Genomic DNA, 23,836 nt, shown 5'->3' with positions numbered 1-23,836 from the left:
TAAATTAGAGGGGGACTCCTGCCCCGGCAAAAAAGAAATCCCTTTGTTATAGCAAGCACTTGATTTACAGCAGGCGTTTGTTTTTGGCCTCTTTTTGAGAAAACAGGCCGAAAACAAGGAAAAACCATAACGTAGTCTCTCTATTCCTTTAGATAGGCTAGATTATGAGCCCAGGTGGGGAGGGCGTCCATTTAGTAAACAATTGGCATGAACCTCTTTTTGTGCCCTCTCTACTTGCCATGACCTTAAAGGGAAAAATCAGGTACAAGGGAACGGAAACTACATCTATGCGTACCTCCTGGTAAGAATCCAAACCTTACCCTATGTCTTACCTTGTAATGGGTGTGTCAGGGAGTGGCAAAAGCACCGTGGGCTATCTGTTGGCCCAGCAGCTGCATCTTCACTTTATTGATGCCGATGACTACCATCTGCCAGCGAGTGTGCAGAAAATGAGCAAGGGCATTCCGCTGACAGATGATGACCGGAAGGACTGGCTCCTGCGGCTGAACCAGCTGCTGCGGGAAGCTGAAAAGGCGGGGCAGGAGCTAGTCATGGCTTGTTCGGCTTTAAAAGAACAGTACCGTCAGGCGCTGCAGCAGGATCTGGCCTCCCCGTTGAAGGTGATCTACCTGCACGGGGAGAGGGAGGTGCTGCAGGAGCGCATTGGCAACCGGGCGGGTCATTTCATGCCCAGGATTCTGCTGGAGTCGCAGCTGGAGACCCTGGAGGTGCCGCAAACTGCCTTGCACCTTCACATTGTGCATTCACCTGCGCTGCTTGTACAACAAATCATAAACCATTATCACGTTATGGCCGCCACTGAAGAAAACTCTGATAAAACGCTGGCACAATTTGGGGTGATTGGCATGGGGGTGATGGGCAAAAGCCTTGCCCTCAACCTTGCGGGCAAAGGGGTGCCGGTGGCCGTGTACAACCGTACGGTGGCAGGGGTGGAAGAACGGGTGGCTGAGGATTTTGTGCAGGCCCACCCTGACCAGCCCCTGCAGCCGTTTTCTAAGATGGAGGCCTTTGTGCAGTCGCTGGAGCGGCCAAGAAGAATTCTGGTGATGGTGAAAGCAGGCGGGGCCGTAGATGCCGTCCTGAAAGAGCTCAGGCCGTTGCTGCAAGAAGGGGATCTGGTCATGGACGGAGGAAACTCCCACTACCTGGACACCCGCCGCCGGACCCAGGAAATGAAAAGCCTGCATCTCCATTTTCTGGGCGTGGGCATTTCTGGGGGCGAAGAAGGCGCGTTGAAAGGGCCGTCTCTGATGCCGGGCGGCGAACGGGCGGGCTATGACAGCGTGGCTCACCTGCTGGAGCGGCTGGCAGCCAAAGACAGGAAAGGCAATGCCTGCTGCGCGTACATAGGCCCCGAGGGCGCCGGGCATTTTGTGAAGATGGTTCACAACGGCATTGAATACGCTGAAATGCAGGCGCTGGCAGAGGCGTACCAACTCATGCGGTTTCACCTGGGCTTTTCCCCATCGGCCGTGGCCGAAGAATTCCAGAACTGGCAAAACAGCGGTTTAGACAGTTACCTGCTGGAGATCACCGTGGCCATTTTGCAGAAGCAGGAAGACGGGGAACCGCTGCTGGATAAAATTTTAGACGCCGCCGAACAAAAAGGAACGGGCGGCTGGAGCACAACTGCCGCCCTGGAGGTGGGTGCTTCCCTAGACCCCATTGCGGCGGCGGTGATGGCCAGATACCTTTCGGCGCAGAAGGCGCAGCGGGTGCAGGCGGCAAAGGTGTATGCCGTAGAGCCGGAACAGCTGGTGGGCGTGCCGCTGCTGCTGGTGCAACAGGTGAAAAGCGCCTATGAGGCGGTGCGGCTGGTGAACCATGCCGTTGGTTTTGAACTGATGCGGCGGGCATCTGAAGAGTACCACTGGCAGCTGGACTTGAGCAGCATTGCCCGCATCTGGACCAACGGCTGCATTATTCGTTCCCTCCTCATGGAGGAGCTGGCAGATGTTTTAAAAACAGAAGGCCCCCTTCTCCAGCAGGCGCGGGTGGTAGAGAAAATGACGACGCTACTGCCTTCCTGGAAAGACGTAGTGGCCTCTGGTTTGAAAGCCAACGCGGCTTTGCCCGTCTTCTCATCTGCTTTGAATTACGTTTTGGGGTACGTGAGCCAGCAATCACCCGCCAACCTCATTCAAGCGCAACGTGATTACTTTGGAGCCCACACCTTTAGAAGAGTTGATCAGCCTTTAGACCAGTATTTTCACGTGGCTTGGTAACAATTGAAGCGGAAGTTCTCAACCTGAATTTCTTGGCAGGATTGGTTAGAGGCTGCTCACAAGAATTCCTGTTTTTGGGCTGATTTTCTAAAAACAGGCCAAAACAGGAGTGGGTTCTGCCTTATAATAGTTTGAGCGACTGCAGGAGGTGTTTTAAAGGTAATTGACCAAGTGGTTAATATCTGAAGAGAGCACCCGCTTTACCTCTGTTTTAGAAATTGTCCTGTAATCTTAAGTGGCATAGGCTTCTGCAGTGGCTTGCCATGGGAATTGCGTTTGCATGTTGTTGTTTAAGGGGTTAAGGGTTTCTGGAGTATCAAAGGCGAAAGTGTGCGCTAGTGTATTTAGGGCTAGCGTGGAAGAGCTTCCTGTTTCAGGGCTATTTTCTGAAAAGTAGCCCTAAAACGGCGGCACAAGCAGACCTTGCGGCATGGGTAAAACTATTCAGAAAGAAGAAGAAGAAAGTCTGAACAGGTTCTTCAGAAAACATCTTATCCCGAAAAGAACCTCACCTCCAACTTTTGACATCTTCCTGCGGGAAAGACCTGTATCTTTGTGACTTTCCATACATGTCACTATGTCTTTTGCAGAATTAGGTTTAACAAAGCCCCTGGTGAACGCCGCGGCGGCCCAGCAGTATGATCAACCCACCCCCGTACAGATGGGCGCCATTCCGGCGGTGCTCAAAGGGAAGGATGTGCTGGGCATTGCGCAGACGGGTTCCGGGAAAACCGCCGCGTATGCCTTGCCGCTGCTGGACCGGGCACAGACCAACCGTGCGTTCAGAAACCGGTATGTGAAGGTGCTGGTGCTGGTGCCTACCCGGGAGCTGGCGCTGCAGGTGGGTGAAGTGTTTCTTTCGTTCAGCCGCCATATACCAATTCAGATCAAGACGTTAGCCGTGTTTGGGGGCGTGTCCATCAATCCGCAGATGAAGCGGCTGTCAGGCACCGACATTCTGGTGGCAACCCCGGGGAGACTGCTGGACCTGGTTGAGTCAAAAGCGGTACACCTGGCAGATGTGGAGACGCTGGTGCTGGATGAGGCTGATAAAATGCTGAACCTGGGCTTTGAAGAGGAGATGCGGCAGATCCTGGCGCTGTTGCCCAAAAAGCGGCAGAACCTGCTTTTTTCTGCCACCCTGGACAACCAGGTGCGGGCCATTCAGGAGACACTGCTTCATGCCCCAGAGGTGGTGGAGGTAAAGGACGAGCAACGTCTGGTACCGGCGGCTATCAAAGAGATCGCCTATCTGGTGGACACCGAGCGGAAGGGCCCTTTTCTGCGCTATCTTATCAAGGAGCAGAAGATGCAGCAGGTACTGGTATTTGTGTCAGCAACCAAGCGGGCAGATCACCTGGTGACCAAATTGAGCAACAACGGCATTAAAGCAGTGGCGCTGCACAGCGGTAAAAGCCAGGGAGCCCGCACAGAAGCGCTGGACTTGTTCAGGAAAGGAAAGGTGCCGGTACTGGTGGCCACAGACCTGGCGGCCCGCGGCATTGACATTGTGTCTCTTCCGCACGTGATCAACTATGACCTGCCCCGCTCCTCCAAAGATTATATCCACCGCATTGGCCGTACCGGCAGGGCCGCCGCCACCGGTGAGGCCATTACCCTGGTGACCCCAGAAGATGCCCACCACTTTAAAATTGTGCAGAAACAAACCAAACGCATCATTCCTGCGCAAGAGACAACCGAGATTGACCTGAAGGGCTTCTAATCTGAGTAGTTAGAAAGACAAATGCGTTTTAGGGCTGTTTTTCTGAAAACAGCCCTAAAACGCATTTTTTATTTTTCGGCACCGCCGACTATGGATTGGTAGACCAGATGCCCGCTTCCTTGATGAAGACCCTGCGGTTGAGGGTGAGCTGGCACACCAGAAACTCGGCGAAATCCTCGGGTTGCATGACTTTGTCAGGGTTCCCGTCTGTGAGTTTCAGTTCAACGGCCAGATCTGTGGCCACGGTGCTGGGGGTGAGGGTGGTGACCCTGATGTTGTGCTTTCTTACCTCCTGCATCAGGGACTCGCTCATGCCAATCAACCCGAACTTGGAGGCACTGTAGGCACTGGTGACCGCCGCGCCGCGCTGGCCGGCGGTAGAGGAGATGTTTACAATGTCACCGGTTTTGTTGGAGATCATGGCCGGGAGTACGGCTCTGGTCACATAATAGGCCCCCAGCAGGTTTACTTTGATGATCTGCTCCCACTGCTCGGGCTCCAGATCCATGAACTTGCCAAACGAGGCGGTACCGGCATTGTTGATCAGGATGTCAATGAACCCCAATTCCTGCTGCACCTGTTCAACTGCTTCGTTCACGCTGTGAATATTGGCCACATCAGCAGTAACCACAGAGGTTTCCACCCCCAGTTCCTCCAGTTCGGCGGCAACTTTCTGCAGGTCTTTTTCAGTGCGCGCCAGGAGCCCCACGTTTACACCTTGTTTTGCGAGGGCAATGGCCACGGCTCTTCCTATTCCTTTTCCGGCTCCGGTAACCAGAGCGGTTTTCCCTTTCAGTGATTCCATAGTTTGTCAGTCTGTTTTAGATCAAAACTAGCACATGCAGGCTTCTCTAGAATAGCCAGCCACGGTATCCTACAGGATACATGCTTCAGTCTCTTTTACTAACGGAAATTCTTTTAGTGTGTTAAGTGGTGTGTTAAGGTCTGTTGCCGCCGGTACTTTTTTTACCCACACGTTCTTTCCGTTTGGTCAGAAAGCCACTCAAAAATTAACAGGCAGGCGGAACACAACCGAACCGGGGAAAAATAGGAAACAGTTGTGCATATTTACCCAGAGGAGGCCCTGAGGCTGCCCAGACTGGTGCCACCCCAGCTGTAGTAGCACCTTGTTAGTTCTGCAACGCCTGTACCGGGGCGCGCTTGGAGATCAGCTCCAGGCCTTTGGCTTTTTTGCCGCGTTTGTTCGTGAACTGGCATTTGATGATCCCGTGCTCAGGCGAGAAAAACTCCTCAACCTGGTAAACATCCCGCAGGGCAATGCCTCTGGCGTCTAGCTCCACTTCATACTGGTAGGTGATCTTGAAGCAGTCAAAGGTGCCGGCCGGGGTGGTGAGTTTCTCCTGGGCCACTACCTTTCTGTTGCTGGCCACCATGCTAATGGTGCTGATGTCTACATTGGAAGAGCGTACCCGCACCCCCAGCTTTCCGGTGGGGAGCTGTTGCCCCACCGCCAGCACCTTAGGGTAGGCTATGTCTTTGGGGGTGAAGTCAAAGTCTTTGCCGTCAAAGGCTTTGAGGGCCTGTTCACGCAGCAGAAGCTTGGCATCCAGGTAAATACTGTCCCCGTTGCACCTGATCCGGAATTCTTCTATGGTTTTGGTGCGTTTGTTCTTGTCCATGCGCGCGCTCTTGAAGGTGGTGGTAAAGACGCCGTCCTGGTTGTTCATCTGCTGCACCACCTTGTTGTGCAGAATCCCGTTTTCCCGGCCTTTGTCTGTGACCTGGTAGATGAATTCAGTATTTTTAGATAAGCCCAGCGGTTGCGTGCAGTCCTGGGCGAAGAGGTACTCAGGCAAGAAGGCGAGCAAGGTAAGAATGACTAGTTTAGTAATTGTTTTCATATAAAAGAAGGGCTGGCAAGCCACAAATGAGGTTGAGGGGTATACGTAAAACTACGGAGGCGGGATGTGCAGAAGTTGTACTCCTGTAAGAATTGAAAACTGATGCCCCCTCTACCCGTATTTACGTCTGATTAACGTATGCCTTATGGAAAATTCAACCCACCCCATTCAGCAGCTTTCAGAACTGGCAGAGGTCCTGCTCCAGAAATTAAAAGCCACCCAGACAGATATCACTTTAGAGTTTGATGACGTTCAGCTACAGGGGCCGGGTCCGCAGGGGCAGCCGGGGCAGTGGCGACTGAACGGGAAAGTCTCCTTGACCAGCAAGTCAAACGGGCAGAAAGGAGCATAGGAATGGAATTCCCCTTTGATATTTCTGCCCAGGTGGTGTTCACGGTGCAAGAGGACCATGTGTTTCTGGTGGCTGAGGAAAACTACATTATTGTGAATTTTCAGGACCACGCGGCCCTGGAACGGGTGATGCAGAATATTTTACCGCCCTCTTCTGGAAAAGGCGGGGGCGGCATTAGCGGCAGCCTGGACAAGGCGCGGGATCTGAACGCAAAACTCTTAGCGGCCGGGCTGGTGGTAGACGTGCGGGTGAACAATAAAACCTATATAGAGTTTGGTACCTCGGCTTCACCTAAGATCACCGCCAATGCCGTCATTGGCAAAGTGGGCTCCTGGTTTAAACGGGGGTAAGCAGTGGTTTTCTAAGAGGCGGGAGGTGCTTAAGCCAAGAGTTGCCGCCGCTATACAATTTAAGGAAAGCAGGTGCAACCCCTTTGGAAAGAAAAGCATCTTTTTAGCATTAACTGGCAAACATTCTGCTGATTGACATGGTATTACAGTATGAATGCGCCGTCTGAACAGAAGGCAGGCACGGTGGGTTGAACGTATTAACAGACATGAAATCTGAGAACCAAAACAAAATAGGCGCTGGCAAACTCCCCAGCTTTGAACAAATTGAGAAGGTGCCGCCTCTCAAAATGATCTTGTATGTGAGTATGGCCGGTATGGGCGTGCTGTTCTTCATCCTGACCGTCATCTTTCTAATGAAAGCAGGGCAGGTGACCAACCAGAAAGAAATCCTGTTACCCAAACTATTCACGGTGAGTACCGTGGTGATTTTGGTGAGCAGTTTCTTCATGCAACAGGTGCCTGACCAGTATCAACAGGATAACCTGGTGCAGCTGAAGCGACAGCTGGGCTGGGCTTTAGTATTGGGTTTTGTGTTTGCCACTGCCCAGGTGGTGGCTTGGTTTGAGCTGGATTCAAAAAATGTTCTGTTCAACGGCCACACCACCGGTACGTTTCTGTACCTGCTCTCTGCGTTACACCTGCTACACATAGCGGGTGGCCTGGCATTTTCTGCGTTTCTATTTATTAAGACCAGCCGCGCGTCTGCAGATCCTATTAGAACCCTGGTGTTCATCAGAGATCCGTATAGACGTATGCAGCTGGAGATGCTGCGCAGCTATTGGCATTTTCTGGATGTGGTTTGGGTGGCTTTGTTCTTCACCTTCCTATTCGCCATTTAACGGAAGAACCGGTTTTAATTTCTGGTAAGATGTTTCTAAACCTGGGGCTATCCCTCGTGTCTAGTCTGAAGGCGTGCATCATCTTATGGTAAAAGACTTTCGTCTCGCGCTTGGGATTATGTCTGTGATTCTGTCTGGAATAAAAGTTACGGCTGGGAGAGGCAGACTGGTAGAAAGAATCAAGTACATGGTAGCGGGCGCAAGTACCTGACCCTGAGGTAAAGGAGGAGCCGTTTATAGCGGCCCAACCTTCAATCCTTTCCTAAACAATCAGTTATAGCTTCTGATTAGCGAACCTCCTGCTGTCTGTTTTTGGCTTGTTTTTTGAAAAACAGGCCAAAAACAGACAGCAGGAGGCTCTTGGTATGGGTGCCGCCTTACTCGCAGAAATGGAGGCTGTAGAGGTCAAAGTTGCGGTGGGCAAAAAGGGTGTCAAAGCGGTAGCTGTAGCCAACCCCGTTAGGCTTTTTACCGAACTGCACATTCCTGATGTACTTCCGGAGTACGTCGTGCAGCTCTGAGTTCAGGAGAAGCTCCCCCCAGACCACCACCTGGTCCTGGTCTGGGTTCATTTTTTTCTCTTCCAGTACAAAGAGCACAAAGTAAATGAAGTCCTCATAAGAGGCAAAGTAAAAGGAGTTGCAGAACTCCAGCCGCATGCCCTGTAACACCACCAGCGTCACATAATTCCGGTCAACATATATGTACAGCACGGGGCGGGTGGTTCGTTCGGCCATGTGCAGGAAGCCCTCCATCAGGGCAGAGGTCTGGTGTACATATTCCACCGCTGAACCTTTGAAATGACTTCTGGCCCACGCCTCCAGCTTGGCCGGTACCGTAAACACGTTTACCAGTTCCAGCCGCTGGTGGTCATAATGATGCACCACTTCCTGCTCCAGCTCTACCACCGCATTTAGCTGCAAATACTCCTCCCGGGCCTTTAATTCAAAGAGGGTCTCCGGAATCAGGGTGAACTGCTGGTTTTTGATGCAGAGGCGCACCTGTTTCCAGTGGGGCTGCTGCAGAAGGGGGTGGGTGGTGCTTAATTCCTGCAGGGTGGCTATGGCGGCGTCAACCGTTGTTAAACCGGACGGCTCATAGTCTTCCAGCGCCACAAACTTGTTGCGTTGGGCATCTAGCACGCCTATCCTTATCCTGTGCGCTCCAAAGCACAGGTATAAGTGGGCTCCCGCACTTGCGGAGGCATCAAAGGCGTCATCTACTACGCGTTGGGTCTGTTTAAAGGCCGAGACGTGCGTGTCCAATAGCTGGGGATCATCTGGTGGTACAAAGGAAAAGGGGGCAGGAAACCGCCCAACATCTGCAATAATACAGATTTTTGACCTACCGCCCACGTCTTTTCCCGCTGTTTTCTTACCCGGTTGCGGTTAACTACCGGGCAAAGCCTCTGGAAATGAAGCGCGTGAAGCTGAAATTTGAATTCAATGTCTGGGGCAAATTTCGGCCCGGCCGCAGCGGGGAGGTACGTTGCCAGCCGTGTGCATCAAATCTGCCGGCAACTGCGTACGCACCATCATGAAACTATCAGATAAACTTGAGGCGCTCAAAGAGGAGCTTCCCTTAGACGCCGACATGGGCCAGATAAAAAAAGCCACCTTTGACAATGATGGCATTTAGGTAGACATTGACCTAGGCTACACCCCTGAGTCCAGAATGGGAGACTTTGAGGTAGAGTTTGAGCGCACTGAATACGGGTGGCAGCTAAAGAACATCTTTCAGGCCCCCCTGCCTTAAGAAATCCTGTTTTGGGGCTGTTTTTCAGAAAACAGCCCGAAAACAGCCGTTGCATCAATTCAGGAACGAGTGCCTGGGGATAAACAGGTCATCCAGGTTGACCAGGGCGTGCAGGAGGGGGTGCAGCTCCTCGCGCTGCAACTGGAACATCTCCCTGATGGTGAGGAGCCGCACCTCCTGGAGCAACTGCGCATCTAACGCCAGCTCCGGGTCAGTACCCAGGGCCAGTTCCCCCTGCACCAGTTTCACCTCAAAAAAGAGCTCCATGGCGTGCAGCGGGGGCTTCAGGAACTCATTGAGGTACAGGAAACGGCCAACTTCCACCTCCAGGCCGGTCTCCTCCCTGAACTCCCTGATCAGGCAGTCTTTCACCTTTTCCCCGTATTCCAAGCCGCCGCCCGGCGGAATCCAGAAGACACCATCGCCAAAGGCGGCCTTGTGACGGGCCAACAGTAATTTATCTTCAACTACTAAGAGTCCGCAGACCCTGATTCTGGTTTTAAAAGAATAAGCTTCCGCAAACGGATGTAGGTTCTCCATAAGTTGTAAGGCAGACGGCCGCGCCGTACTTTTGCCACATGCTTAAAACGTATAATCCTGAGTTCTCGAATACGATAAAAGAGAAACTCCGGCGACAATTTTACATGCAATTGCTGGGTTTTGAAATAGAAACCATAGAAGTAGGCAGAATTGAAGGCCGTTTACGGCTTGAGGAAAAGCATAAACAGCACAAAGGCTTTGTGCACGGCGGGGTTACGGCCACGCTGGCTGATATTGTGATGGGCTTTGCCGCCGTGAGCCTGGTGCCCGCAGATTACCACGTGGTCACCGCTGATTTGCGCGTCTCTTACCTGAACCCGGGCGTGGGAGAGGAGCTGGTAGCCAAAGGCTGGGTCTTGAAACAGGGCAGAAAGTTGAACTTTTGTGAGGCAGAAATCTTTAGTATAGATGGGCAGGGGCAGGAAACCCTCATTGCCAAGGCGTCTGCCACCATGGCCACCATAGAGCCGTCTTCCCAGCCCGCATAGCACAAACCCATGAGTCCAGCCGAAGCGCTTAAAGCCAATTTCCCGTTTGAACCCACCGCAGACCAGAGCCAGCTTTTTCATAAGCTGGAGCAGTTCATTCTACGTAAAACCGGTCTGAAAGAGGTTTTCCTGCTCAAGGGGTTTGCCGGTACCGGTAAAACCACGGTGGTAAGTGCGCTGGTGAAGATCCTGAACCGGTTTGGGTACAAGTATGTGCTGCTGGCCCCCACCGGGCGGGCCGCCAAGGTCATGTCAACGTATTCTAAGAAGCCGGCCTCTACCATTCATAAGAAGATTTACAAGCAAACGGCCAATCCGTACGCAGAGGGGTTGTCTTTTGCCCGCCAGCCCAACAAGCAGGAGAACGTGGTCTATATTGTAGATGAGGCGTCTATGATCTCAGATGACAAAGCCTTTGGCGATAACGGGCTGTTGCAGGATCTCATCAACTACATCTTTGAGAATGCCAGCAATAAATTGCTGTTAATTGGAGACACGGCCCAGCTGCCCCCGGTCAACCAAACCCTCAGCCCCTCGTTAGATGCCGCCTACATGGCCAGCAACTTCAAGTGCCAGGTGCACCAGATGGAGATGCGGCAGGTTATGCGGCAAGCCGAGGAATCTGGTATTCTTATGAACGCCACCCGCCTGCGTAACGAGCTGGTGAAGGAGCAGCCGGAACCGGCCTTCAGAACCCGCGGCTTCAAAGACATCTTCCACATGAAAGGGGACAAGCTGGAAGACGGGCTGCGGTATGCCTATGACAAGTTCGGGATTGAGAACACCACCGTCATCTGCCGCTCCAACAAGAACGCCAACCTGTATAACCAGCACATCAGGCGTCAGATCTTCTTCGCCGAAGATGAGATTGGCGTGGGCGACTACCTCATGATTGTGCGCAACAACTACATGTGGCTGCCCAAAGAAAGCAGCATAGGGTTCATGGCCAACGGCGACTTTGTGGAAATCACCAAGATCATCAGGTTTGAAGAGATGTACGGCCTGCGCTTCGCAGATGTGAGGATACGGTTTGTTGACTACCCAGACGAGGAGGAGCTGGAGACTAAGATCATGCTGGACACCCTTTACTCAGAGGCGCCCGCCCTGCCCGCAGACAAGAACAAGGAGCTGTACCAGCAGGTGCTGCAGGATTACCAGCACATCACCAGCAAACGGCAGCGCACCCTGGAGATGCGGCAAGACAAATACCTGAACGCCCTGCAGGTGAAATTCGCCTACGCCCTTACCTGCCACAAAGCGCAGGGCGGCCAATGGCAGGCGGTTTTTGTAGACCATGGCTTCCTGAAAGATGATACCACCAACCAGGAGTTTGCCCGTTGGCTGTACACCGCCGCCACCCGCGCCTCAGACCAGCTGTTTCTGGTGAATTTCAACAAGAAGCTGCTGGAAGATGTGGTGGCCGTAGAGGAGGAGTAAACAGGGATAGCTTCCAGTTCAATGAAAGAAGCTTGTTTTAGGTCTGTTTTCTGAAAAACAGGTCATAAACGCAAAACCTGGAAATACTTTACTGAGTGTCTTCCCGTTTTGATGAAATGAAATAGAGTGCAGTCTCTTACAGATATGCTTACCAGTTCAAGAAAAGAAAGATGAAAAAGTTCATTGGTGCCGCCTTGTTTTTGTTTGGGGCCGGGAGCACGATGGCGCAAAGCACCCCCCCGCCGTCAGCCGCCGTGCCCAGTCGCTCAGACAGCTCCACCGTTTCCACGCCCGTGGTTCCCGCCGGACCTTCCATTGTCTTTGAGGAACAGAAATTTGACTTTGGAGACATCAGGCAGGGCGAGGTGGTGCAGCATACCTTCAGGTTCACCAACAACGGGAGCCAGCCCCTGGTCATTTCAAACGTACGTACCACCTGCGGCTGCACCGCCACTGATTACCCTAAGAAGCCGGTGATGCCGGGAGAAACGGCCTCCATCACCGCCAGGTTCAACAGTGCCGGTAAACGCGGGCAGCAGAACAAAGTCATTACCATTGATTCTAACGCTTTGCAAGGATCTACCCAGGTGCTGATCATTACCAAAGTAACCGCCGCAAATTAGCGTTTCTGGGCTGTTTTTTTGAAAACAAGCCAAAAACGCCCCTCTTGCCAAAGCAGGAGAGGCGTTTTTGGTGTTTGGAAAGGCGCAACTTCAATTACGGCAGATTCTTCGCCAGGACCCATACCAGGTTGAGCCAGCCACCAATCATGAACAGGCCGCCAATAGGGGTGATGGCCCCCATCCATTTTATGCCCGTGAGGCAGAGAATATAAAGCGAACCTGAGAATATCAGGATCCCGATTAAAAAGCAGAGGCCCGATAACTTTAACCCTGTGGCTCCAGGGAACTGCGTCATCAGTATGCCTACCAGCAACAGGCCCAGGGCGTGGTACATCTGGTATTTGACCGCGGTTTCAAACGTGGCGGTACGGCCGCTTTCTGTTAGCATTTTGGCCAGGCCGTGCGCCCCAAAGGCGCCAATCATTACACCCAATCCGCTGATGAGGGCGCCAAGAAGTAAGATGGTTTTGATGCTCATGCGTTATAAAGTTACGGTTGCTGAATACTCTCTGTACCCAAAGATGGCGCTACCTACTCTGATCATGGTGCTGCCTTCGGCAATAGCCAGTTGGTAATCTGAGCTCATGCCCATTGAAATCTCCCTGAAGTGGTGGGCCTGGGGAAAGAATTCCTGCTTAAGTGTCTCAAAAATGTTTTTCAATGATTTGAACTCTCGCTGAAGCTGTGCCTGGTCCTGGGTATTGGTGGCCACACCCATCACGCCGCAGATCCTGACATGGGCCAGAGCCTGATACTCGTCTGACCGCAGCAGTGCCTGTGCCTCCTGTACATCCAGCCCAAATTTGCTTTCCTCTTCGGCAATGAAAAACTGTAGCAGGCAATTGATAACCCGGTCATGTTTCTGGGCCTGCCGGTTAATCTCCTGCAGGAGCTTCAGGCTGTCAACTGACTGTATGAGATGCACATAAGGGGCAATATATTTCACCTTGTTGGTTTGCAGGTGCCCAATCATGTGCCATTCCACATCTGCCGGAAGCTCAGGCTGCTTGGCCTTCATCTCCTGCGCTTTGTTTTCGCCAAAGGCACGCTGCCCCGCCTCGTACGCCTCCTTTATCAGCTCCACCGGGTGGGTTTTGGAGACGGCAATGAGCTGGCAATGGCTACCTTTCAGCTTTTCCTGGAAATCAAGTAGGTTCTCTTTTATAGACATGTAACAACAATCAGCAATGAACAATGGGCAAATCAAAATTAGTCTTCCAACGCGTTGGTCAGGAAGGTGTTCTTGAGCAGAAGCCACAGCAAAAGCAGCAGAATGGCCCAGCGCAAATATATTTGATAATAGTCACGGGTGTCACGGTAGCGGGTTTCTTTTACCTCTGTTTTTTCTAAAGCGTTAATTCTCTGGAAGATCTTTGAAAGGGCGTTGGCATCCTGAGCCCTGAAGAACTGCCCCTCTGCCAGAGAGGCCAGCTGCCGAAGCGTTTTCTCTTCCAGCCCGGTATGCACAGTGATAGGGGCTCCTGTGGAATCTGTGCCCATCTGCACGGAGCCGTCGCGGCCAATGCCCACCGTGTAGAGCTTCAGTTGATACGCATGCGCCAGCTGCGCCGCCAGTTCCGGGTCAAGGCTGCCCGCGGTGTTTTCGCCGTCACTGATCAGGATGCAGACCTTTGATTTGGCTGTTGACTCCCGCAGCCGGTTAATAGCCACGGCCAGCGCACTGCCAATGGCGGTTCCGTCTTCTGAGATCATGTTCAGTTTGATGTCTTTGATACTCTCTTTCACCAGGCCGTAGTCAGTGGTCAATGGTACCAGGGAATAGGCCCTGCCGGCAAAGACCACAATCCCAATTCTGTCCTGCACGCGGCCGTTGACAAACTGCAGCGCCACCTCCTTAGCCGACTCTAGCCGGTTGGGGGAGAAGTCTGTCAGTTCCATGGAGCCGGAGACGTCCAGCACCAGCATGATGTCAATGCCCTCAGAGGTAAGTTCTACTGTCTCATCTGATTTCTGTGGACGGGCCAGCGCCACCAGAATCAGCACCAGGAAAAGCCCGAAGATAAGGTCTGGGATGTAGCGCAGGGTACTAGTCCAGTGCCACGTGGCTTTGCCTTCAAAAAGGGCTACGTCCAGTTTTTTCCTGAACCTCAGGTGCAGCAGCCACCGCATCAGAAACAGTAGGGGTACAGCCGGCAGGGCATACAGGTAGACAGGGTTGGCCCAGTCATAAGCCTGCCAGGCGCCCCAGGCAAACCAGCCGGGGCTGAGCCAGGAAAAATCAGCGGGTGTTTGCCACATTTCTAATGGAGTCTCTAATGGTTACGTAACGGTAGGCGGCAAAGGCGGCCAGCTGGGAGAGGGCATTGACCACCTCTGACTCGTCATCAGAAATAATGTTCCCGTATATGGCCCGGTCACAGACCTTCAAGGTATTGGCCACCCGTTCATCATCGGCGTAGAAGGTAGTGATCTCTTTGGTGGTGAAAGAGCTGATTTCCTCGTCTTCCAGCTTGGTTAAGTAGTTCTTCCATAGGGTGATAGCCCGCTCCAGCGGTTCTAGGGTTTTAAGTCTCTTGAAGCGGTCTGTGGCAGTCTGGAACCGGTACTGGAATTGGCTCTGGTCTTTCTGAAGCACATATAATCTGTACCTGGTCCTGATGCTCTTCCCAAAGAGGCCCCAGATTCCGCCAAACAACACGCCGGCCGCTACCAGCCCCAGCCCCCAATACAGGTAGTTGAATTCTTCGGCAACGGGCAGCAGTTGGGTTGCAGACCGCAGGGGGAGCGGCTCAGGTAATGATTTTACGTGCTGGATGAGAAATACCGAGTCAGCGTGGGCGGTAAGGAGCAAGGTGTCTCCCTGAAAGAAAAGCCGGGCCTGCAGCTGCAACCGCTGCACGGGCTGCAACTGAAAGGTGCGCAGCACATACACGGTGCTGTCTGTGCTGCGGCCGTTGACGGTTCTGGTGGGGTAGAATTCCTTCCTGACCAGTTCAAAGGGCGTGAACGTGAACGTGGAGTCTGGAAACACCACCTCGGCCTGCGGGTCATGCTTTGAGAGCAGGATGTATTTGAGCGTCTTGCCCAGCTCCACTGAATCCCGCAGAAAGAACCCCTCTACGTTGATTCTGGGCAGCTGCGCCTGACTGATCAAAGGCAGGAGGAAGAGAAGAAGAAATATGTAATGTTTATTTTTGGTCAACAATGGTTGTTCCTTTCACTACTGGTTCAGACGCCACCCCTAATTATTGTCGGCTGTTTTCGGCCTGTTTTTCAAAAAACAGGCCGAAAACAGAAAAATCTACCTGCATTAAAATGTTTTAGGCACTTCGTTTCATAATCTTGTTTCTGGCCCTGAACAGCTGTACAAGCTGCAGGGTATACTCCTGGTCTACATAAATGGGGAGAAAGTCTGCCTGGTACTGGCGGCAGAGCCTGGCCAGTTTCTCCTGGTTTTGGGCGTACGGCACCAGGTATTTTTCCCGGAACGCTTTGGAGGAGGTATTGATCCAGATGGTTTTGCCGGTTTCCTTGTCCAGTAGGGGCACAATGCCCAGGCCGGGGAAAGAGGTTTCGCGCTTGTCCATGAGTTGCAGCACCACCAGGTCGTGTTTTTTGGCCAGCATGGTCAATTCGCGGTCATAGTTGTTGTCTATGAAATCTGAGATCAGAATGATGATGCTCTTGCGCTTGACAACGTTTAACGCCAGCCTAATGCCCGCCCCTATGTCTGTTTTGGTAGACTGGGGCTGCAGTTCGGCCAGGGCTTTGATGAGCGAGTACGCATGTTCATTGCCTTTGCCGGGTTTAATGTACCGCTCTTTCACATCACTGAAGCAGATCATGCCCAGCTGGCTTCCCTGCTTGAGGGCCGCCAGAGCCAGAATGCCGCTGATCTCTTTGCCAATGTCAATCTTCTGTCCGCCGGGAATGCCCAGGGCCTGCGAGCCGCTCACGTCCAGCAGCAGGAACACGTTCTGCTCTTTTTCTTCGCGGTAGGTCTTCACAAAGGTGCCATGGCCCTTGGCCGTCACGTTCCAGTCAATGGAGCGCACGTCATCCCCGTACTGGTACGCCCGAACGTCATCAAATTCCAGGCCGGAGCTCTTGAACACAGATTTGAAGTCTCCCTGCATCTGGGAGTCAATTGCCTTTCTGATCTGTATCTCGTATTTTCGTAGCTTCCTGACCAAGTCTTTCATGCTTTGCGAAGTTTTGTGCAGCGTCTAAAATTACCTAATCTTACCGACAACCGCGTGAAAAAACGTCTTAGTGTCTTTTTGCTTTCCATTTTCCTGCTGGGGTGTACCCCTTCGCCAGAGAAGCCCGCTGACATGCTTCCAGAAGAGAAGATGACCAGCGTGATGATTGACATTCATCTGGCAGAGGCGCGGGTAAACAACCAGGTGCACCATCCAGACACCGCCCGCAAAGTCTTTAAGCTCCTGAAAAAGGGAATTCTTAAAAAGCACGGCGTCTCTGACAGCGCCTTTAAGCACAGCTATGACTTTTATCTTACTAACCCGGCAGCCATGGATAAATTGTATGAGAAGGTAATTGACAGCTTGAGTGCCCGGGAGGCCAAACTCACCCCGCAAGGGAAACCCCTTAAAGTTGAGCCGGTAACTGCCATCTGACCCGGGTACAGGGCTAGATTAGCTTTTTCCCGTTGGGCACCGCTGCCTGCGGCTGGGCTAACACAATATTCTTCTCTTCGTCTTCAAAGCCGGTTACCAGAATCTCTGACCGCCAGGGCCCAATCTTCTTGGGCGGGAAGTTGGTGACACAGATAACCTGTTGCCCCACCAGTTCTTCTAATTGGTACCTCTTGGTGATCTGCGCACTGGATTTTTTAATGCCCAGTTCCCCCAGGTCAACCCAAAGCTTATAGGCAGGTTTGCGCGCCTCAGGAAACGGTTCTGCCTGTACAATGGTGCCAACCCGCAGGTCTACGGCTTCAAATTGTTGCCACGTAATGGTATTCTCCATGGTTTTTGGCGCCCAAGTTAGAGGTTGGAGCGGTACCAGACAAATCTGGGGAAGCACAACCCACCATTCATGTCTTCGTAACAAAGGGCTGTAGGTACCCTTCGTATCAAGCAACGTACTTCCTGAAGCTATGAAAAACAACACTGGAACCACCCTTTCTCTTTGGCAGTCAGGTATTGCCATGCCTGCCACCCCCACGCTCTCAGATAACCTCACAACCGATGTCTGTGTGGTAGGGGCTGGAATAGCTGGCTTAACAACGGCATATCTTTTAACCAGGGAAGGCAAAAAGGTAGTGGTGCTGGAGGCGGGGGAGGTCTGCGGCGGAGAAACGAGCCGTACCACCGCCCACCTTTCCTGGGCGCTGGATGACCGGTTCAGCAAGCTGATCAAAATGTACGGCAAGGCCCAGACGCTGCTGGCCTATCACAGCCACCGGGAGGCCATTAACCGCATTGAAAAGATCATCAGCGACGAGAAAATTGACTGTGATTTCCAGCGGCTCCCGGGGTATCTCTTTCTAGGCGCCACTGATACAGAAGACCAGCTGGACGAGGAGCTGGCGGCCTGCCATGCGCTTGGGTTGCAGGAGGTAGTGAAATTAAAGCACCTCCCTGTAGAAAGCGTGAGTAAGGGGCCCTGCCTGGTGTTCCCAGACCAGGGGCAGTTTCACCCCATCAAGTATTTAGCGGCTCTCACGCGGTATATTCTGGACCACGGGGGGCAGATTTACACCAACAGCCACGTCAACGAGTTCACCACCGGTTTGGTCAACCACGCCGTCACAGACGCCGGGTTCAGGGTAACGGCCAACCAGCTGGTGGTGTGTACTAATACCCCGGTGAATGATTTTTTGACCATGCATACCAAACAAGCCCCTTACCGCACCTATGTGGTTGGGGTGAGGGTGCCCAAGGGAAGTATTCCTACCGCCTTGTACTGGGATGACTCAGACCCTTACCATTACGTACGGCTGGGAACAGTGGCCGGCGAGGAGGAATTTGATTCAGAGATCCTGATTGTGGGGGGAGAAGACCATAAAACAGGCCAGGCCACCGGCGAGGAAACAGAGCGGTTTGCCTGTCTGGAGGAATGGACCCGGGAACGGTTCCCCATGACCCAGGAGGTAGCCTTTCAATGGTCTGGGCAGGTGATGGAACCGGTGGACTATCTGGGCTACATTGGCCGCAACCCCGGTGACAGCAAAAATGTCTACATCGCCACCGGCGATTCTGGGCACGGGATGACCCACGGCACCATTGCCGGTATCCTGATCACTGATTTAATCTGCGAGCGCACAAACCCCTGGGAAGCCCTCTATGATCCGGGCAGGGTTACTTTATCAGCAGACTCAGCCAAAGAATTTTTAAAGGAAAACCTCAATGTGGCCGGGCAATACCTGGATTGGGTGAAACCAGCTGGCAAAGAAGAAGAGGTGATTGCCCCGGGAACTGGGGCCATTGTACAACGCGGGCTGGCAAAGGTAGCGGTGTACTGTGACGCCCAGGGTGCTCGTCATGAATGCTCTGCTACCTGCACCCACTTAGGGTGCGTGGTGCAGTGGAACCATGCCGAGAACTCCTGGGACTGCCCTTGCCACGGCTCCCGGTTTGATCCTTTTGGGAAAGTGGTGGCAGGCCCAGCGTCAAAAGATCTGGAGAAACTGTAAGGCAGAATAGATGGGAAATGCGTTTTGGGGCTGTTTTTACAAAAACAGCCCCAAAACGCATTGGTGTATTTGTAGTGGGGCAGGCGGTTTAACTGGCGTACTGCTCCAGCTCAAGCAGGCGGGCCGCCACATTCTCCACCCATTCCTGCTGCCTGGCTTTGTCCAGCCCGTGGTGGCACTGTGAATCATAAAGATCCTGTTCCTTATGCCAGTTGGTGAAGGCTTCGTTGGCGTAGCGGTTCAAGTCTGCGGCGCCGCGGGAGCAGGCATTGGGCAGCTCTGCCAGGCGCTTGCGCAGCATACGGGCATGCAGTTCAGTCAGGTCAAAGTGCAGCTGCTCATGGGCCAGTAAGGCCGCAGATTTCCGGTTCTTGGTCCAGGACTCCCGCGGGTTGAACACGGCCTCCACCCTGAACTTCAACTGATTTTTTTCACACTTTACCTTCATTTCCATGTTGGTAGAGGTGAGGGCATGGTGCTGGTTCTCAGAGGCGGGGCTTCCGGCAAAATCATCCCAGGTCAGGCGCTTCTGGCCAGACCAGGGAATCATGCTCACAGAGGCCTCCACAGCGGCGGGTTTAGGTTCGGGTTTAGCGGCGGGCGAAGGACTAAACAGCAGCGTGCTTAGCCACAGCGAAATAAAGGATAATGACATAGCTGCCTCGGTAACACAATCAAACTTAAAATGAGTTTCCTGATTATCCCTAAGTTACAAAATTATCTTGGGCTGAACCGCCTGAACCGGAAGAAAAGTAAGACTGCCGCAAACGTGAGCCCGGTAAACAGCCCCAGCCAAATCCCCTTCGCCCCTAAATCAAGCCAGAAGCCCAGGCCATAGCCCAGCGGCAGGGCAATGAGCCAGTAGGAGAACAGCGAGATCATGCTGGGAACTTTCACGTCTTCCAGGCCCCGCAGCGCCCCCAGCCCTACCACCTGCACACCGTCTGAGAGCTGAAAAATAGCCGCTATGATGAGAAGCTGGGCCGCCAGCGCGTGCACCGCCGCATCATCTTTCACATAGAACAGCGGAATAAGGTCTTTGCAGAGAATGATGAGCGTAGCACTGGCGGCCATGAACAGGGCACCCATGACCAGGCTGCTGTACCCGGCCACGTGTACCCCTTTCATATCTCCGGCTCCCCGTAGTTTTCCCACCCTAATAGTTGCCGCCGCTGAAATACCGCTGGCCATCATGTAGGTTACCGAGGCCACGTTCAACGCAATCTGGTGGGAGGCCAGGTCACGGGCGCCAATCCAGCCAATCATCACCGCCGAAAAACTGAACGCCCCCATTTCAAAGATCATCTGCAGGGAGATGGGCAGCCCCAGTTTCACCATGGTGAACATGTGCGCCCAGGAGAGGTTCTGCCGCCGCATGAAATGCAGGTAGCGGGCAAACCTGGGGAAAAGCAATACATAGCCGCCCATCATCAGCGCCATCAGGACGCGGGAGATAAAGGTGGCCCAGGCCGCGCCCAGCAGCCCCATGGCCGGCAGCCCTAATTTGCCATAAATGAGCACATAGTTCAGCCCCACGTTCAGCACGTTGGCAAAGATGGAGATGAACATAGACTGCTTGGTCAGGGAGAGACCCTCTGCAAACTGTTTAAACGCCTGGAATACCATGAGCGGCACCATTGAGAAGAACAGCACGTTCACGTACGGGATGGCCAGCCGCACCACCGCCTCCGGCTGGTTCAGGTAGGCAATGTACGGGGAGAGCGCCCAGAAAGCGAGGAACAGTACAATGCCCACCAGGGTGTTCAGGAAGATGCCGTTCAGGAGCACCAGGGCAATGCGGGTGTGGTTTTTACGGCCATCGGCGCGGGCCACCAGCGGGGTGATGCTGAAGGAAATACCCAGCCCAAACACCAGCACAATGGTGAAGATGCTGTTCCCCAGTGACGCCGCCGCCAACTGTACCGTTCCAATACGGCCGGCCATGACGCTGTCTGCCACGCTCACCAGAATGTGGCCCAGCTGGCTCAGCACCACGGGGTAGGCGAGCCAGAAAATACTTTTATATTCTTTACGGTAAAGAGGAGAGAAAATCACAGCTTTAGAAATAAGGCCGCAAAGCTACGGGTATTTTCCCGCTCTTCCCGCAGACATTTGTCCTGGGAAACAAAGAACAGCATTTGCCGGAAGAAGTGGGGCGTGATAGGCAGGAGAGGAGTGTTTTTCTGTTTTGGGGCTGTTTTCAGAAAATCAGCCCTAAAACAGAAAGTATGGGTTAGGAGACAAACGCTCTGAGCCGCGACAGCGCCTCGTCTAATTCAGGGGCAGGGAGGGCATAGGACATACGCACGGCGGAAGGCATGCCCATGTTGGTGGCAGGCAGTACCTCCAGCCCCTGCTGGTCTTTCAGGGCGGCGGCCCATTCTTCCACCAACTGAAACGGGGAGCGGGGGTTGGCCGCCTGTAGGCAGTTCTCTATCTCTAAGGTAACATAATAGCCGGCATCTGGCACGTTGGCCCGCAGGTTGGGTAGCTGCCCAATCGCCTCTAAAACCTTCTGCCGCTTTGGGAGCAGGTCCTGCCGGTAACTCTGCCAGAGGGCGTGCCGGTTGTGCATGGCCGCGGCCGCCCCCAGCTGGTTCAGGGGGGAGACGCCCCCAATCAGCTGGTGCTGCAGGTGCGTTGACTGTTGCAGGAGGGGGGCGGGGGCAATGAGGTAACCCACGCGCCAGTTCGCCATGGCAAACGATTTGGAGAACCCGTTGACCACCGCTATCCTGTTGCGCAGGGGCTCAAACTGTAAAAGGCTCCGCATCTTAGCAGGCGGGAACACCAGCCCGTCATAAATTTCGTCTGAAAGCACGTGCAGCTGCGGGTACTCCTCCAGCAGCTGCGCCACCGCGTGTAGCTCTTCTGGGGAATAGACTTTGCCGGTGGGGTTGCCGGGGTTGGTGAGAAGGAGCAGGCGGGTCTGGGGTGTAATTCTCTCCCGTAGCGCCTGCACGTCCAGCGCATAATGCTTTGCCGGGTTGGCCGGGAGGGAGACCAGCTGTCCGCCCGCCAACCGCACAATCTCCGGAAAAGCAAACCAGTAGGGGGCGGGGGCAATGACTTCGGCCCCGGGGGTGAGCAGGCAGCTGAGGTACAGGTGCAGGGCGTGTTTGGTGCCGTGGGTGATGAGAATCTGCTCTGCCGTAACAGAAATGCCTTCATCTTCCTGATACCGTTGGGCTATGGCTTCCCGCAAGGCGGCAATGCCCTCTGTGGGTCCGTATTGGTTGGGCTGTGACAGGGCCGCCTGCAGGGCCTGGGTGGCCGCCGGGGGCGTTGCGAAATGGGAGACCCCTAAGTGCAGTGAAAGTACCTCCATATATTTGGGCAGTTGACCAGACAAGATGAGACAAGCGCCGGTCTTTTCCAAACAAGAACACCAACCCGGGGAATGCGTTTTGGGGCTGTTTTCCCAAAAACAGGCCCAAAACAGAAAGCTAAGGCTGAGTGCGTGGTTTACTCCTGGTTTTTATGACAGAACTTGCGCTCTTTTATGTTATAGTAATTGCCGTAGGCCAGCACGTGTACCAGCAGGTTCTCAATGGAGAGCGGCGTGCCAACAGAGGCGTATGAGGTGTTGTTGTGCCTGATGTGGTGCCCGTCAACCACAATGACCAGATTGGAGCCAATGGTTTCAATGATGTTGCCCTCTCTGATCAGGACGCCGGTGTCTTCGCCCAGGCCTATGCCTATTTTAAACGGATGGGTGGCCACCGCCTCCATGAGCCTGCCAAACCTGCCGCGCTTGACAAAGTGCGAGTCAAAGATCACGTTCTGCTGAAACCCCAGGCCCCGGTCCAGCTTCACGGCACCCTTTAATAAGGAGCGGGTGCTGCTGCCGCCCTTGATCATGATGTCAGACATGGCCATGGCCCCGGCGCTGGTGCCGGCAATCACAAACCCCGGCTCCTGTTTGTAGCGGTCCAGCAGAATCTGGTGAAAGGCATTGCCGTTGAAGATGCGGGACAGGCGGGACTGGTCGCCGCCCGAGAACATGACGCCGCTGGCCTGCCGGAGCCGCTCCAGGTTTTCGGGTTTCAAGGCGTCTTCCTCTTCCCGTATGTCCAGCACGTTTACCTGCTGGCAGCCCAGCACCCCAAAGGCGCTCAGGTACATGGCCCCCACCTCCTCTGGGATCATAGAGGCGGTGGTGATGACCTCTATCCTGGCCTGCACGCCCCCCATGGCATCAATCACCCGCTTCAGGATTCCCAGTTCAAAAAAATTCAGGTGAAAACGTTTCTTAGACCTTGGGAAAGTGCCTTTGTCTTCGCTTCCGCCTATTGCGATGAGGGTTCCTTTGGGAGCGATTTCGGGTGTAGCCATGCGTTTAGGGTAAGGGTGAAACAGTGGCTGCTGCGGGTACATGTACCCGGTCTGGCGGCTAAAAGTTTACCCAAAATTAATATGCTCCTTTGGATTTTCTTCAAACTACCAGGCCCGGCCTGCGTATAGACTTCTAAACTAAACCAGATAACACATAAAACTATGGCTAGTAAATTATCATCATTAAAAGACCTGTTTATTCACGAACTCCAGGACCTGTACAGCGCTGAGAAACAATTGGAGAAAGCGCTGCCACTGGTGATGGAGAAAGCCTCTGACTCAAAATTAAAAGCCGCCTTCAAGGCACATATCAAAGAAACCGAAGAGCAGATCCAGCGTCTGGACAAATGCTTTGAAATTCTGGGAGAGAAAGCCGGTGGCGAGAAATGCAAAGCCATGGAGGGCCTGATCAAAGAGGCCAACTCCTTTATGGAAGAAGACGCAGAGGCCTCTGTGATGGATGCCGGTCTCATTGCCTGCGCCCAGCGTGTGGAGCACTATGAGATTGCCGGGTACGGTACCGTTTGCACCTACGCCAAGTTCTTAGGGGAGACCGAAGTGCTGAACCTGCTGCAGGAGACCCTGAGCGAGGAAAAGAAGACCGACGAGAAACTGACGTTCCTGGCTGAGTCTACCATCAACAAGAAGGCAGAATAATAACCGGGCC

25 protein-coding genes are annotated in these 23,836 nt (G+C 53.5%); 11 read left to right on the top strand and 14 right to left on the bottom strand.

The features are described from left to right. Nucleotides 1-323 precede the first annotated feature (323 nt). A complete protein-coding gene (gndA, locus tag FHS90_RS10505) occupies nt 324-2,246 on the top strand; it encodes an NADP-dependent phosphogluconate dehydrogenase (RefSeq protein ID WP_182513009.1) in 1,923 nt (640 codons plus the stop codon). A 577-nt stretch (nt 2,247-2,823) separates the two neighbouring features. Next, nucleotides 2,824-3,969 carry a DEAD/DEAH box helicase gene (locus FHS90_RS10500; RefSeq protein ID WP_066839125.1) on the top strand — a complete coding sequence of 382 codons (1,146 nt, stop codon included), beginning with the start codon at nt 2,824-2,826 and terminating at the stop codon, nt 3,967-3,969. An 88-nt stretch (nt 3,970-4,057) separates the two neighbouring features. Here the strand turns inward: FHS90_RS10500 and FHS90_RS10495 are convergent, their stop codons facing one another. Beyond that, entirely contained in the window at nt 4,058-4,774 is a 717-nt protein-coding gene (locus FHS90_RS10495) for a 3-ketoacyl-ACP reductase (protein ID WP_066839121.1), read from the bottom strand. A 325-nt stretch (nt 4,775-5,099) separates the two neighbouring features. Further along, nucleotides 5,100-5,831 (bottom strand): TapB family protein, encoded by a 732-nt coding sequence (locus FHS90_RS10490; protein WP_182513008.1) that lies wholly within the window; start codon nt 5,829-5,831, stop codon nt 5,100-5,102. A gap of 145 nt (nt 5,832-5,976) precedes the next feature. Here FHS90_RS10490 and FHS90_RS10485 point away from each other — a divergent pair, with 145 nt between their 5' ends. The 3 genes from FHS90_RS10485 to FHS90_RS10475 all read left to right on the top strand — a co-directional run bounded on the left by FHS90_RS10485 (nt 5,977) and on the right by FHS90_RS10475 (nt 7,372). Beyond that, nucleotides 5,977-6,183: a hypothetical protein gene (locus FHS90_RS10485; protein ID WP_066839116.1), complete on the top strand. Its 207-nt coding sequence runs from the start codon at nt 5,977-5,979 to the stop codon at nt 6,181-6,183. 2 nt (nt 6,184-6,185) lie between these two features. Then, the gene (locus tag FHS90_RS10480) at nt 6,186-6,533 is read left to right on the top strand and encodes a hypothetical protein (RefSeq protein WP_182513007.1); all 348 of its coding nucleotides are present in this window, start codon (nt 6,186-6,188) and stop codon (nt 6,531-6,533) included. Between the two features lie 206 nt (nt 6,534-6,739). Continuing rightward, nucleotides 6,740-7,372: a cytochrome c oxidase subunit 3 gene (locus tag FHS90_RS10475; RefSeq protein ID WP_182513006.1), complete on the top strand. Its 633-nt coding sequence runs from the start codon at nt 6,740-6,742 to the stop codon at nt 7,370-7,372. Between the two features lie 377 nt (nt 7,373-7,749). On the opposite strand, the gene FHS90_RS10470 is transcribed toward FHS90_RS10475, so the two are convergent. Beyond that, nucleotides 7,750-8,637, bottom strand: a complete 888-nt coding sequence (locus tag FHS90_RS10470; protein ID WP_182513005.1) for a DUF3822 family protein — start codon at nt 8,635-8,637, stop codon at nt 7,750-7,752. Between the two features lie 544 nt (nt 8,638-9,181). Next, nucleotides 9,182-9,667: an NUDIX domain-containing protein gene (locus FHS90_RS10465; protein ID WP_182513004.1), complete on the bottom strand. Its 486-nt coding sequence runs from the start codon at nt 9,665-9,667 to the stop codon at nt 9,182-9,184. Nucleotides 9,668-9,705: 38 nt separating this feature from the next. Here FHS90_RS10465 and FHS90_RS10460 point away from each other — a divergent pair, with 38 nt between their 5' ends. The 3 genes from FHS90_RS10460 (at nt 9,706) to FHS90_RS10450 (ending at nt 12,215) form a co-directional block, all read left to right on the top strand. Continuing rightward, nucleotides 9,706-10,155 (top strand): PaaI family thioesterase, encoded by a 450-nt coding sequence (locus FHS90_RS10460; RefSeq protein WP_066838007.1) that lies wholly within the window; start codon nt 9,706-9,708, stop codon nt 10,153-10,155. 9 nt (nt 10,156-10,164) lie between these two features. Continuing rightward, complete coding sequence (locus FHS90_RS10455; protein ID WP_182513003.1) at nt 10,165-11,592, top strand: ATP-dependent DNA helicase; 1,428 nt, start codon at nt 10,165-10,167, stop codon at nt 11,590-11,592. Nucleotides 11,593-11,762: 170 nt separating this feature from the next. Beyond that, on the top strand, nt 11,763-12,215 hold the full coding sequence (locus tag FHS90_RS10450; RefSeq protein ID WP_246386874.1) for a DUF1573 domain-containing protein: 453 nt from the start codon (nt 11,763-11,765) through the stop codon (nt 12,213-12,215). Nucleotides 12,216-12,309: 94 nt separating this feature from the next. Here FHS90_RS10450 and FHS90_RS10445 read toward each other — a convergent pair whose 3' ends face one another. From FHS90_RS10445 to FHS90_RS10425, 5 genes are all read right to left on the bottom strand, one after another. Further along, a complete protein-coding gene (locus FHS90_RS10445) occupies nt 12,310-12,687 on the bottom strand; it encodes a DUF423 domain-containing protein (protein ID WP_066838026.1) in 378 nt (125 codons plus the stop codon). 9 nt (nt 12,688-12,696) lie between these two features. Further along, nucleotides 12,697-13,386, bottom strand: a complete 690-nt coding sequence (locus tag FHS90_RS10440) for a YggS family pyridoxal phosphate-dependent enzyme (RefSeq protein WP_182513002.1) — start codon at nt 13,384-13,386, stop codon at nt 12,697-12,699. 38 nt (nt 13,387-13,424) lie between these two features. Continuing rightward, nucleotides 13,425-14,474: a vWA domain-containing protein gene (locus tag FHS90_RS10435; protein ID WP_182513001.1), complete on the bottom strand. Its 1,050-nt coding sequence runs from the start codon at nt 14,472-14,474 to the stop codon at nt 13,425-13,427. Beyond that, entirely contained in the window at nt 14,455-15,378 is a 924-nt protein-coding gene (locus FHS90_RS10430; protein ID WP_182513000.1) for a hypothetical protein, read from the bottom strand. Before FHS90_RS10430 ends, FHS90_RS10435 begins: the two co-directional genes overlap by 20 nt. A 118-nt stretch (nt 15,379-15,496) precedes the next feature. Next, nucleotides 15,497-16,378 (bottom strand): DUF58 domain-containing protein, encoded by an 882-nt coding sequence (locus tag FHS90_RS10425; protein WP_066837997.1) that lies wholly within the window; start codon nt 16,376-16,378, stop codon nt 15,497-15,499. Nucleotides 16,379-16,432: 54 nt separating this feature from the next. Here FHS90_RS10425 and FHS90_RS10420 point away from each other — a divergent pair, with 54 nt between their 5' ends. Then, entirely contained in the window at nt 16,433-16,813 is a 381-nt protein-coding gene (locus FHS90_RS10420; protein ID WP_182512999.1) for a DUF4296 domain-containing protein, read from the top strand. A gap of 13 nt (nt 16,814-16,826) precedes the next feature. On the opposite strand, the gene FHS90_RS10415 is transcribed toward FHS90_RS10420, so the two are convergent. Further along, complete coding sequence (locus tag FHS90_RS10415) at nt 16,827-17,165, bottom strand: tRNA-binding protein (RefSeq protein ID WP_182512998.1); 339 nt, start codon at nt 17,163-17,165, stop codon at nt 16,827-16,829. 130 nt (nt 17,166-17,295) lie between these two features. Between FHS90_RS10415 and FHS90_RS10410 the strand changes: the two genes are divergently transcribed. Then, nucleotides 17,296-18,834 carry an FAD-dependent oxidoreductase gene (locus tag FHS90_RS10410; RefSeq protein WP_182512997.1) on the top strand — a complete coding sequence of 513 codons (1,539 nt, stop codon included), beginning with the start codon at nt 17,296-17,298 and terminating at the stop codon, nt 18,832-18,834. A gap of 88 nt (nt 18,835-18,922) precedes the next feature. Here FHS90_RS10410 and FHS90_RS10405 read toward each other — a convergent pair whose 3' ends face one another. From FHS90_RS10405 to FHS90_RS10390, 4 genes are all read right to left on the bottom strand, one after another. Beyond that, nucleotides 18,923-19,489, bottom strand: coding sequence for a DUF922 domain-containing protein (locus FHS90_RS10405; RefSeq protein ID WP_182512996.1), 567 nt, complete (start codon nt 19,487-19,489; stop codon nt 18,923-18,925). Nucleotides 19,490-19,551: 62 nt separating this feature from the next. Then, nucleotides 19,552-20,889, bottom strand: a complete 1,338-nt coding sequence (locus FHS90_RS10400; protein WP_343049662.1) for an MATE family efflux transporter — start codon at nt 20,887-20,889, stop codon at nt 19,552-19,554. A 178-nt stretch (nt 20,890-21,067) separates the two neighbouring features. After that, nucleotides 21,068-22,162: an aminotransferase class I/II-fold pyridoxal phosphate-dependent enzyme gene (locus tag FHS90_RS10395; RefSeq protein ID WP_182512995.1), complete on the bottom strand. Its 1,095-nt coding sequence runs from the start codon at nt 22,160-22,162 to the stop codon at nt 21,068-21,070. Nucleotides 22,163-22,299: 137 nt separating this feature from the next. Continuing rightward, on the bottom strand, nt 22,300-23,169 hold the full coding sequence (locus tag FHS90_RS10390; RefSeq protein ID WP_182512994.1) for a cyanophycinase: 870 nt from the start codon (nt 23,167-23,169) through the stop codon (nt 22,300-22,302). Nucleotides 23,170-23,331: 162 nt separating this feature from the next. Here FHS90_RS10390 and FHS90_RS10385 point away from each other — a divergent pair, with 162 nt between their 5' ends. Next, entirely contained in the window at nt 23,332-23,826 is a 495-nt protein-coding gene (locus FHS90_RS10385; protein ID WP_066837979.1) for a YciE/YciF ferroxidase family protein, read from the top strand. Nucleotides 23,827-23,836: the final 10 nt, after the last annotated feature.

It is taken from the genome of Rufibacter ruber (genome assembly GCF_014138425.1).
In the GTDB taxonomy this organism is placed as follows: Bacteria; Bacteroidota; Bacteroidia; order Cytophagales; family Hymenobacteraceae; genus Nibribacter; species Nibribacter ruber_C.
This window is presented reverse-complemented; position numbering and strand designations above follow the sequence as displayed.